Raw genomic sequence first — 9,565 nt, 5'->3', positions numbered from 1 at the left:
GGGTTGATAGGCCGGAAGTGGACGCATCGTAAGGTGTGGAGCTGACCGGTACTAATAGGCCGAGGACTTGACCATGAAACCCGCCCTGCAGGCGCTGCGAGAGCATGCGCTGGGGTGTGGTGCTCGCGTCCACTATGTGATCCAGAGACAACAACCAGGTGGTTGTGTGTTTCATAGGGTTACGGCGGTTATAGCGGTAGGGAAACACCCGGTTACATTCCGAACCCGGAAGTTAAGCCTTCCAGCGCCGATGGTACTGCACCGGGGACGGTGTGGGAGAGTAGGACACCGCCGGACAATCATTTGTTCGACAGGAGAAGCCACCCCAACGGGGTGGCTTTTTCTGTTCAGAGGATCAAGCATGACCAGGCTCGGGGGGTAGCCCCAGCGCGCTAGGCTGGAACGGCCGGGCCACCCCACCACGGGTGGCCTTCGTCGCGTTGGGCGACGAGCGAAGGCTGCGGCGCGCGAAGCGGTCTCGCCGGACCTGCGGCGAACAAGATGACCCTCCCCGAAATCAGAGGCTTTCCAGCCCCTGAAGTGCCGGAGGAGACAGGGCTGCGGGCCGGCGACCCGGACGCAGAGCCGTACGCGGTGAGCAAGCAATAGAGGGCAGAAGTGAACAGAGAAGACGGGCGTGACGGCGCGGGCCGTGGCGAGGACAACCGCGAAGACAGCAGGAACCAGGCCGGACGTGCCGGAGCCCCTCGGGGGGCCGGAGGAAGCGACGGGGAGCGGCGAGAGGCCCCCCGGGGAGACCGCGCTGAGCGCTCGTTCCGTTCAGACAGGCGGGGCTTCCGCAGCGACGACCGGAGCTCGGGAAGCCGGCCTCCATCCGGGGACCGGGGCGACCGTGGCAGCCGGCCCTATGGCGACCGCGGTGACCGAGGTGGTCGCCCGTTCGGCAACAGGGACTCCTCGCAGGGAGATGCCCGTCCCCCACGCGCGTACGGTGACCGAGATGCCTCCGGGAGCGCTCGTCCCCCGCGTGCGTACGGTGATCGGGACGCCTCGCAGGGCGGTGCCCGTCCTCCGCGTTCATACGGTGACCGAGACGCGGCTCGCGGCGGCTACGGCGGTTCCCGGGACCGCGACGACCGGGGCGGCCGGCCCACCGGCAATCGAGACGACCGCGGCGGCCGGCCCTTCGGTAGCCGAGACGACCGCGGCGGCTCAGGGTCCGGCTCTCGTGACGACCGCGGTAGCGGCGGTTCCCGTCCTGGTGATCGCGGCGGGTTCCGCGACCGCGACAGTGGCCGTGGGTTCGGCAACCGTGGCTTCGGCGGTCGCCGCGATGATCGAGGTGAGCGGCCCGCTCAGCGTGAGGGCGGCTCCGACTCCTCCAGACCACGTTCTTACGGCGACCGGGACGCCTCCCAGGGGGCAAGCCGTCCCCCGCGTTCGTACGGCGACCGCGACGCGGCCCGCAGCGGCCCGCGGGATCGCGACGACCGCGGAGGACGGCCGTTCCGCTCAGACGATCGCGATGGTCGGCCGTTCCGATCGGACGACGGCGGTGGCAGGCCTTACCGTGATGGACGGCCCGCCTCCGGAGGCGGCCGCGAAGGCGGCGCACGCCGTGAAGGCGGCTTCGGCGAGAGGCCGCCGCGGCAGAGCGGCGGCGGTTTCGGCGGTCGATACGGCTTCCGCGATCGAGACGACCGGCCGGGACGTCCCCCGCAGGACCGGAACGACCGCCCAAGTGGTGATGACCGTGACCGGCGGGACAGCCGTCCCCCTCGCGAGGGTGACTCCTCCGGCGGGCGCGGCTACCCGAGGACCGACAGCGGAACGGCGCCCGGACGTCCCGATCGTCCCCAGCGGACGTACGGCGAACGCGGCGCGTCCCGCTTTGACGACCGCCCACGGCAGGGGCAGGGCGACCGCCCCCAGCGTACTTATGGTGACCGTGACGCCTCCCGGGACCGGCCTCGCCGTCCGATGGAGACCGGCGGGGCTTCGCGTGGCGGGCCGGGTGCCCGTGACCGCGACGATCGTGGCTCGTTCAGGGACCGCGACAGCCGGGACCGTCCGAGCTCGTTCCGCGGCGGAGACGCCGGCCGCCCCGAGCGCGGCCGAGACGGCGGTGTCAGGCCGTACCAGGACCGCGACCGGGACCGTGGCGACCGCGACAGGAGCTTCGGCGACCGGCCGCGGCGCTCGTTCGACGGCGACCGCGCGCCTGGTGGTGACCGGCGCACAGGCGGGGATCGTCCGAGGAGCGGTGACCGTCCGGGTGGCGAGCGTGGCGGGCCCCGGCCGTTCAGCCGGGACGATCGCGGCGCAGGCCGGGCCAGGTACGGCAAGCCGGACGAGCCGAGCGAGCGCGAGCAGATGCCCGAGCTCGAGGCGGACATCACGCCGGACGAGCTCGACCGCGACGTCCGGGCCGAGCTGCGATCGCTTCCCAACGACCTCGCCGACCTGGTGGCCAGCCACCTGGTGGCGGCCGGCCGGGCGCTGAGCGCCGACGACCCCGAGCGGGCTTTCGCGCACGCCAAGGTAGCTCGTCGCTTCGCCGCCAGGATCGGCGTCGTCCGCGAGGCGACCGGCATCGCGGCCTACTACGCGGGCCAGTACGCCGAGGCGCTCGGCGACCTGCGGGCGGCACGAAGGCTCACCGGTTCGGATGACTACCTGCCGGTGATGGCGGACTGTGAGCGCGGTCTCGGGCGTCCCGAGCGCGCCCTCGACCTCGCACGCTCGCCGGAGGCCGAACGTCTGGACCGCGCCGGCAAGATCGAGCTCGCGATCGTGGAGTCGGGCGCTCGTCGCGACCTCGGCCAGCACGACGCCGCAGTGATCACGTTGCAGCGGGTGCCGGAGCTGCGGGATCCGCAGCCCAAGCCGTGGTCGGCTCGGCTCGCCTTCGCGTACGCGGACGCTCTCGCCGAGGCCGGGCACGAGGACGCGGCGACCGACTGGTTCGCCCGGGCCATGGCGTTCGACGACGACGGGGAGACCGACGCGGCCGAGCGTTACGCCGAGCTGACCGGCTCCGGAATCGAGGACCTCGAGGAAGACGCCGAGGACGGGTTCGAAGGCGACCTGCTCGACGACGACCTCCTGGACTCTCGGGCCGTTCTGCCCGACCGGAGACGCGCCGAGCCCGCTGCCGTGGCGGCGGAAACTGCCGCTGTCGCGACGCCGGAGGCCGATCCGCCCAAGGCGGCGGACGCCGAGGAGCCGGAGCCGTCCGTGCCGGAGCCCGAGCGGTCGGACGAGGAAAGCGGCCTGGAGCCGGTGGACCTCACCGATACCGAGTCCGGCACCGAGTCCGGTACCGAGTCCGGTACGAAGCCCGACGCGAACACCGCTGCGGAGGCCGACGTTCCGGCTGGCGCGGAGACTGACACGGAGACTGACACGGAGGCCGACGTTCCGGCTGACGCCGCGACGGACACCCTCCCCGGAGAGATCTCTGATGAGACCGCTCCCGGGGAAGCCGCTCCGGGCGACGCGTCGAACGACGATGGGCTGGATGACGAGGTACTGAAGGGCGAGGCGCCGGACGGCGACGCCTTGGGTGCCGTGCCGGCCACGAGCCCGGCGCCGGCCGCCGGGTCCGCGGACGGTGCCCCCGAGACGGAGGCCGGGGGCGGCGCCCCGAAGACGGCGGTCGAGCGCCCTCAGCCGGCGGACGGCAGGAGCGGCGTGCCGGCCTTCGGCCCGGCGTTCATCGAGCCTGACTTCGGCGACGTCCTCGACGACGACACCGAGGAGCGGACCGACCGCCAGCCCTGATCTGCCCGGCACGCGCCGCCCGGTGAACGCACATCGGGCGGCGCGCCGCCGTTCCGAGGTCACGGCAGGGCCGTACGGCGGGGGGCTCAGGCGCCGGGGACGCGGTCCAGCCAGTGCATGATGCCCGCGACGTTCGACGGGGCCCCGCTCAGCAACTCGAACTGCCCGGCGGTCGCCTCGTCGGCGCGCAACGCCGCGTACCGCTCCTTCGTGCGGTCACGCACCATGGCCACCGCGTGATCGAGGTCGAGCCCCTCGGCGCGGGCCTGCTTGGTCAGGTCGACCCAGATGCGCAACTCCTCCGCCGAACGCTCCAGTGTCGCCGGTACGTCCTCGACCGGCCCGTAGTGGCTGAACAGCAGCCGCTGGGCGCCGAGCGCGGTGAAGAGAGCGATGGAGTCGAGAGCGACCCCCAGATCGAAGTCCGGCGGCGGGGTGGCCGGGCGCAGGTCACCTGTCTCGGGCAGGTAGACGCCCGCCGCGTCACCGACGTACAGATCGCCGGTGAGAGAGTCGAGCAGGCCGACGTGGTGCTTGGCGTGGCCGGGGGAGTAGTGGCTGGACAACGTCCGGCCGTTGCCGAGATCGACGGTGCCGGTCCGGCCGAGCGCCCGGATGCGGCTCGCGTCGGTGGGCGCGAGCGTCCCGAACAGCACGTCGAGCCTGTCGCCCCACACCATCTTCGCGCTCGCCATCAGCCGGGACGGGTCGGCCAGGTGCCGCGCCCCCTTCTCGTGCACGACGATCTCCGCGGACGGATAGTAGGCGGCGATGTCGCCCACGCCGCCGGCGTGGTCAAGGTGGATGTGCGTCACCACGACGGTCGCCAGGTCACCGGCGCCCACCCCGAGAGAGGTCAGCGCCTCCCTGACGACGGGCGCGGACGTCGAGGTGCCCGTCTCGACCAGGCAGGGGCGGTCACCCAGGATCAGGTAACCGGCCGTGATGCCGGTGTAGCCCGCCATGCGGGTGTCGATCTCGTACACGCCGCCGCCGAGCGGCCTCACGTTGTCCACAGCTCACCCCAATAACGAGAACCGACATGCACAGAATGCCATTCTGGCCGTTGTCACCCCGGGGCAATCATCGACTGTGATCTCAGGAGAGGAAAGGAGATCACATGCACCGCAACGAGGTGCTGCTGGTCGGCCGGCTGTCGATGGAGCCCGTCCACAAGGAGCTGCCCAGCGGAGCCATGCTCACACAGTGGCGGCTCGCCGTCCGGCGGCCCGAAGACCATCCCGGCCCGCAGCGCGCGGACGCGATCGAGTGCTCCACATTCCACGACGACGTGCGCGGCATGCTGGACGGCTGGCGGCTCGACGACGTCGTCGAGGTCGAGGGCGCTCTGCGCCGCCGATGGTGGCGGGGCGGCAGCCGCTACGAGATCGAGGTCCGCACGGCCCGCCAGGTCGAGCAGGCCGGCTCCCGGGTCCCGGCGCGCCGGAACGGCCGGAGCCCCCGCGTCACCCGCCCCGATCACGCCGCGCCGGATGCTGTCGCCCCGGCTGGTCCCGGCCCGGCTGGTGCCGGCCCGGCTGGCGTGTGCTCTGAGAGAGCGGGCGACGGCGACGAGCTCGGCGTTGCTGCGGCACGGGACGACCGGCCTGCGGCTGCCGGGCCGGAGACGGCCGGGGCCACCACGCTCAAACGGCCGAAGCGCTGGAGGGGACGGCGACCTTGGTGAGGACTGGATGAGCCTTACGCGGACGCGGGGATACCTGGGCCCCGGGGACCCCTCTGTCATTCCCTGCGGGTGGTCAGTCCGACGCGAACGTCCGCATGACCAGGCCGGTGCGTGGTTTGGGGCCGAACGAGGTCGACTTGCGCGGCACCCGTTCCCCTTGGGCCGCCACGGCCAGGACGTCGTCCGTCGAGAGGGGGTTGAGCAGCACGGCGGTGCCGTGAACGCGGCTCGCGAGCCGTACGGCGGCGAGCGGGTCGTGGTGCACCACGAGCACCGACTCCTCGCTGTCGGCGATGCCCCACACCTTCGGCAGCAGGAACATGCTCAGGACCGACGTGTCGAGCGCCTTCCACCGGGCCGAGCGCCCGGCCGGCATCGCATGCTCCACCTGCAGCCGGTCCGGTTCGGTGAGCAGGTGCGAGGGGCCGTCCCCGGCGAGCACGAACGCGGGGCCGGATGCCGTCGCGAGCCCCACGAGCGCGTCCTCCAGCGAGGCGAACTCGTGGACCTGCCACGACCCCTTGGCGCGTGCCGCCGCCTCCTCCAGCGGCAGGCCGGGGATCACCCGGTGGATCGCCCGGAGATCGGGAGGGTACGCGGTGGAGTCGACCAGGTAGGCGAGACCGTGGTCCCACGGCCCGCTTCCCACGTGACCGGCACGCAGTGCCTGGTAGGTGGCGTACCGATGGTGCCCGTCGGCGATCAGGGCCTGCCTGTCCCTCAGGTCCTCGCCCACGGCGGCGATCTCGTCGGGGTCGGTCACCTCCCACAGCCGGTGGTGTACCCCGTCGCGGGTCCGCACGTCGGCAAGGGGGAAGCGCTGCGTGGCCACGTCGTCGACGAGCCGCGACGCGGTCCCGCCGCCCTCGTACAGCAGGAAGATCGGCTCCAGGTTCGCCTCGGTGGCCCGCATCAGGGCCAGCCGGTCGGCGACGGGCCCCGGCAGCACGTCCTCGTGGGGCAGGACGGACTCCGACCCGACCTGGACGGCGCCGATGAGGCCTCGCTGGAGGAAGCCGACACCGGTCTGCTCGTACACGTACAGCCCCGGGAGGCCGTCGACGGCCAGCACGCCGGAGTCGAGCCACCGCCTGAGCTCGGCCTGCGCGTCGCCGTAGTGACCCGCACCGGGAAGGATCAGGCGCACCACGTTGTTCGGATGACAGGCGAGCAGTTCCTCAAGTTCCTCGGGGGAGATGAGGTCATAGGGCGGCGAGGTGACGGCGGCCGGATCGTCCACTGCGAATCGCACGCCGTGGAACGGACGTAGCACCAGTCCCGCCCGTTCAGATCTCTCCATACCGGGCATGTTGCCATAAGGTCCGGACCCCCGACGCTGCGGTGCCCGGTTATTGATGAAATCGGATTGCAGGAGGCCTTACCCCATGATCGAAGGACGAAACGGAGCGTCCGATTCCCCTCATGATCCGGGTGGCGTGCCGGCGGGCGACGTCTATGAGTGGTTCAAGCGTGGGACGAAGCTGCTGGAAGAGGGCAGTCCGGCCGCCGCGGCCGCCATCCTGGAACACGCCGCGCAGGCCGAGCCGGACTCGCGGAGCATCCGTGAGGCGCTGGCCCGGGCCCAGTTCAACTCGCGGCGCTACGACGAGGCCGCCGGCAGCTTCCGCCTGATCGTCGACGCGAACCCGGCCGAGGACTACGCGTACTTCGGGCTCGGCATGGCCTTGTGGCGCAGCGGAGACGTGGAGGGCGCCCAGGAGCCGCTCGCGATGGCCGTGGCGATGCGGCCCGACCTGCGCCACTACGTGTCGGCGCTCAAGCAGGTCCGGGCCACACTGCGGGCGAGGCAGGTATGACCGTCGCCACATCCGGGACTCCCCAGACCTCCCGGCTCGTCGACGCCTACGACACCCTCCTGCTCGATCTCGACGGCGTCGTCTACCTCGGCAAGAACGCGGTCCCCCACGCAGCAGAGGCTCTGGAGCGGGCCCGGGCCCTGGGCGTGCGACTGGCATACGTCACGAACAACGCGTCCCGGACGCCCAGTGCGATCGCCGAGCACCTCACACATCTGGGCGTCCCGGCGGCTCCGGAGGACGTGGTGACGTCGGCGCAGGCGGCGGCCCGGCTGGTGGCCGAGCACGTGCCGCCCGGCTCGCCCGTGCTCGTCGTCGGAGGCATGGGCCTGCGCGCCGCCCTGCGAGCCCACGGTCTTCGGCCGGTGACGACGGCGATGGACGCACCCGCCGCCGTGGTGCAGGGCATCGCCGAGAACCTGTCCTACGGCCTCCTGTCGGAGGGAGCCCTGGCGGTGCGCCAGGGCGCCTGGTTCGTCGCGGCCAACAGCGACACCACCATGCCGACGGGCCGGGGGAAGCTGCCCGGCAACGGGGCGATGAGCCGGGTGATCGCGACGGCCACGGGAGTGGAACCCGTCGTGGCCGGCAAGCCGGAGCCGCCGTTGCACCGGGAGACGATGATCCGCACCCGGGCGCAGCGGCCGCTGATCGTCGGCGACCGGCTGGACACCGACATCGAGGCCGCCACCCGGGCCGGGGTGGACAGCCTGCTGGTCCTGACGGGAGTGGCCGGCCCTCTCGACGTGCTCACCGCGGAGCCTCGCCACCGCCCGACGCATGTTTCCGCCGACCTGACCGGGCTCCACGCGCCCGCCGCGGACGTCCGGCACGATGACGGCGGCTGGTCCTGCGGCGGGTGGACGGCCCGATGGGAGCACGGGCAGCTCGTGCTGACCGGGGAGGGCGATCCGATCGAAGGGCTGCGCGCCGCATGCGCCGCCGCATGGGAGGCGGCGGGGGACGGCCGCGCCGACGAGGACGCGGTGAAACCCGCCCTGACGACGCTCGGGCTCTGAAGGCCGGGCCGTTGTGCCCCTGTCTCACGATGCCCGGCTATGAAGGCGGGGGTGTGGCGCCCCCGCCTCACGACGCTTGGGCTGTGAAGGCGTGGGTGTGGTGACCCCGTCTCACGACGCTTGGGTGGCTGGGGCGAAACGCTCCCGGCCGTGTGCTCGCATTCTCTCGGCACCGGCGACGTCTGCGGCCGGCCCAGGGTGTCGCCGGGATCGAGGAGACCCCGTACCCGGGCTCAGAGGAGCTTGCGCAGGCGCAGCAGGTCGCCGAGGCTCGCGTCGATCTTGACGCGCCCGGTGAGCAGGGCCCGGCCCATGTCGAGCTGGCCGTTCACCATCGAGACCAGATCCTCGCTGTTGAGGGTGAGCTTGACCTCCGCCGGCCGCCCGTCCTGAGGAGGCACCTCCTTGAACGGGTCGAGCCCGTCGCGGTGGATCCGGCCGTAGAACGTGAGCCCGATGTCGGAGATCCGGCAGGCCAGTCTGCGCTCGACCACGTGCTTCGTGCGGTCCTCCTCGCTTATCCCGTCGAACTGCTCGACGAGCTTGTCCAGCGCCGCCCGGACTTCCTCGACGGTCGCCATGCGCCTGCCCTCTCTTCTCACTGACCACTGCGAGCTCTTTCTACCGACAGTAGCTTTCCACGTGACGGCTGCGCGGAATCCGCTGAATCGAAGACCTGCGCAGGCCGCCCGGGGGCAACTCTGGGGACAGAAGGCGCATGCCGGGCATTGAACGGCCGGGACGGCGCGGGTGTCGGTGGCGTCCGATAGCGTCAAGGCGACCGGCATGAGGGCCCGGCCGGAGCGACCGGGCCTCGCCTGACTCGCCCGCCTCGCCTGTCCGCCGTACGGCGGCGGCGGCGCGGGGAGAGCGGGCGCCGGCGGGACCGGACGTCGTGGAGGGGGCAATGGCGGACAGCGGAAGCCAACCGGCGCAGGGGCACGTCCCGGCTGCGGAGACCGTGGAGGGGGCGCTGGCCCCTCTCGGCCGGCTCACCGCCGCGCCGGTGCCCGAGCACGTCGGCATCTTCGAGGAAGTCCTGTCCGGCCTGGAGGCGGTGCTCGCCTCGGTCGACGACTCCGTCGACGCCTCGGCGGGCCACCCGGCGCCGGCCTCAACGGGTGACCCTGTGGGCGCCTCGGTGGAGGCCCCGGCCAAGGGCCCGGTGGACGGGCCCTCGGAGGCGGGACGGTGAGGGCGTGGCCGGGGCGGTCGCGGCGACGCCTGGGAGCCCGCCTGGCGGCTCTGGTGGTTCCGGCGGCCCACGCGGAGGCGCACGCCGCCGAGCGGGCGGCCCG

At 72.4% G+C, this 9,565-nt stretch carries 8 protein-coding genes and 2 rRNA genes; 7 read left to right on the top strand and 3 right to left on the bottom strand.

The window, feature by feature from the left end; all coding sequences use genetic code 11:
• The 3 genes from AB0B72_RS22040 to AB0B72_RS22030 form a co-directional block, all read left to right on the top strand.
• Window positions 1-75 (top strand): 23S ribosomal RNA (locus AB0B72_RS22040); the annotation flags it as partial.
• 105 nt (window positions 76-180) lie between these two features.
• Window positions 181-297, top strand: a 5S ribosomal RNA gene (rrf, locus tag AB0B72_RS22035).
• Between the two features lie 1,644 nt (window positions 298-1,941).
• A complete protein-coding gene (locus AB0B72_RS22030; protein WP_367740746.1) occupies window positions 1,942-3,744 on the top strand; it encodes a hypothetical protein in 1,803 nt (600 codons plus the stop codon).
• Between the two features lie 86 nt (window positions 3,745-3,830).
• On the opposite strand, the gene AB0B72_RS22025 is transcribed toward AB0B72_RS22030, so the two are convergent.
• A complete protein-coding gene (locus AB0B72_RS22025) occupies window positions 3,831-4,760 on the bottom strand; it encodes an MBL fold metallo-hydrolase (RefSeq protein ID WP_367740745.1) in 930 nt (309 codons plus the stop codon).
• Window positions 4,761-4,864: 104 nt separating this feature from the next.
• On the opposite strand from AB0B72_RS22025, the gene AB0B72_RS22020 reads away from it, so the two are divergent.
• Entirely contained in the window at window positions 4,865-5,431 is a 567-nt protein-coding gene (locus tag AB0B72_RS22020) for a single-stranded DNA-binding protein (protein ID WP_367740744.1), read from the top strand.
• Window positions 5,432-5,504: 73 nt separating this feature from the next.
• Here AB0B72_RS22020 and AB0B72_RS22015 read toward each other — a convergent pair whose 3' ends face one another.
• Window positions 5,505-6,731, bottom strand: coding sequence for a DUF1015 family protein (locus AB0B72_RS22015; protein WP_367740743.1), 1,227 nt, complete (start codon window positions 6,729-6,731; stop codon window positions 5,505-5,507).
• Window positions 6,732-6,816: 85 nt separating this feature from the next.
• Between AB0B72_RS22015 and AB0B72_RS22010 the strand changes: the two genes are divergently transcribed.
• Both AB0B72_RS22010 and AB0B72_RS22005 read left to right on the top strand, forming a co-directional pair.
• The gene (locus tag AB0B72_RS22010) at window positions 6,817-7,248 is read left to right on the top strand and encodes a tetratricopeptide repeat protein (RefSeq protein ID WP_367740742.1); all 432 of its coding nucleotides are present in this window, start codon (window positions 6,817-6,819) and stop codon (window positions 7,246-7,248) included.
• A complete protein-coding gene (locus tag AB0B72_RS22005; protein WP_367740741.1) occupies window positions 7,245-8,267 on the top strand; it encodes an HAD-IIA family hydrolase in 1,023 nt (340 codons plus the stop codon). The genes AB0B72_RS22010 and AB0B72_RS22005 overlap by 4 nt, the downstream gene beginning before the upstream one ends.
• A 233-nt stretch (window positions 8,268-8,500) precedes the next feature.
• Here AB0B72_RS22005 and AB0B72_RS22000 read toward each other — a convergent pair whose 3' ends face one another.
• A complete protein-coding gene (locus AB0B72_RS22000) occupies window positions 8,501-8,848 on the bottom strand; it encodes an SCP2 sterol-binding domain-containing protein (protein WP_367740740.1) in 348 nt (115 codons plus the stop codon).
• A 326-nt stretch (window positions 8,849-9,174) separates the two neighbouring features.
• On the opposite strand from AB0B72_RS22000, the gene AB0B72_RS21995 reads away from it, so the two are divergent.
• Window positions 9,175-9,462 (top strand): hypothetical protein, encoded by a 288-nt coding sequence (locus tag AB0B72_RS21995; RefSeq protein WP_367740739.1) that lies wholly within the window; start codon window positions 9,175-9,177, stop codon window positions 9,460-9,462.
• Window positions 9,463-9,565 lie beyond the last annotated feature (103 nt).

The organism is Microbispora sp. NPDC049125, from assembly GCF_040802045.1.
Classification (GTDB): domain Bacteria; phylum Actinomycetota; class Actinomycetes; order Streptosporangiales; family Streptosporangiaceae; genus Microbispora.
This window is presented reverse-complemented; position numbering and strand designations above follow the sequence as displayed.

Coding starts and splice junctions, on each gene's coding strand:
- AB0B72_RS22030 (WP_367740746.1), top strand. CDS start 1,942: ATGGAGACCGGCGGGGCTTCGCGTGGCGGGCCGGGTGCCCGTGACCGC.
- AB0B72_RS22020 (WP_367740744.1), top strand. CDS start 4,865: ATGCACCGCAACGAGGTGCTGCTGGTCGGCCGGCTGTCGATGGAGCCC.
- AB0B72_RS22015 (WP_367740743.1), bottom strand. CDS start 6,731: ATGGAGAGATCTGAACGGGCGGGACTGGTGCTACGTCCGTTCCACGGC.
- AB0B72_RS22010 (WP_367740742.1), top strand. CDS start 6,817: ATGATCGAAGGACGAAACGGAGCGTCCGATTCCCCTCATGATCCGGGT.
- AB0B72_RS22005 (WP_367740741.1), top strand. CDS start 7,245: ATGACCGTCGCCACATCCGGGACTCCCCAGACCTCCCGGCTCGTCGAC.
- AB0B72_RS22000 (WP_367740740.1), bottom strand. CDS start 8,848: ATGGCGACCGTCGAGGAAGTCCGGGCGGCGCTGGACAAGCTCGTCGAG.
- AB0B72_RS21995 (WP_367740739.1), top strand. CDS start 9,175: ATGGCGGACAGCGGAAGCCAACCGGCGCAGGGGCACGTCCCGGCTGCG.